This is a genomic window from Acinetobacter sp. USHLN143, from assembly GCF_037145695.1.
Classification (GTDB): Bacteria; Pseudomonadota; Gammaproteobacteria; order Pseudomonadales; family Moraxellaceae; genus Acinetobacter; species Acinetobacter fasciculus.
In genome coordinates this window covers 1-423 of record NZ_JBBCWZ010000225.1, presented here as the reverse complement: position 1 = coordinate 423, position 423 = coordinate 1, and the positions used below count along the sequence as shown (strand labels likewise).

The 423-nt window shown below is 42.3% G+C and carries 1 protein-coding gene; it reads right to left on the bottom strand.

Going from position 1 to position 423, the window contains the following annotated elements:
* Positions 1-57 precede the first annotated feature (57 nt).
* On the bottom strand, positions 58-423 hold a 366-nt coding region (locus WFH18_RS17810; RefSeq protein WP_336755412.1), incomplete at its 5' end, for a helix-turn-helix domain-containing protein.

Here is a 423-nt window from a genome sequence, read left to right as displayed (position 1 = left end):
ATGCCTTGTTCCTTTGTAAATAGATATGACATAAGGGAAGCACTGATACAAGCCTTTTTAAATGACTTTAGCAACTCGATAAACAGTTGCAACTCCACAATTCACTGCTTTGGCAATTTCTTCCTTAGTCATATTGCCAGCTGCTAGCAATTCTTTTATTCGTTTGTGCTTAGCCTCATTGGCTTTCTTACCTGTTGGCTTGTAACCCGAACGTGCCAGGCCCTGCTTAATACGTTCTATACGTTTCTCATTGTCCAGGCGGGCCATTGTTGCCAGGAGATCAATCAACATATTATTGATGAGTTCCAGGATTGAATGAGTAATGCTGTCACTGGTTTGAATCATTTGGTAGGTAGTAGGAAGATCCGCTACGACTAAACGAAGTCCCTTCTCCTGGATCCTGCGCTTCAGCTCTTGAAAATC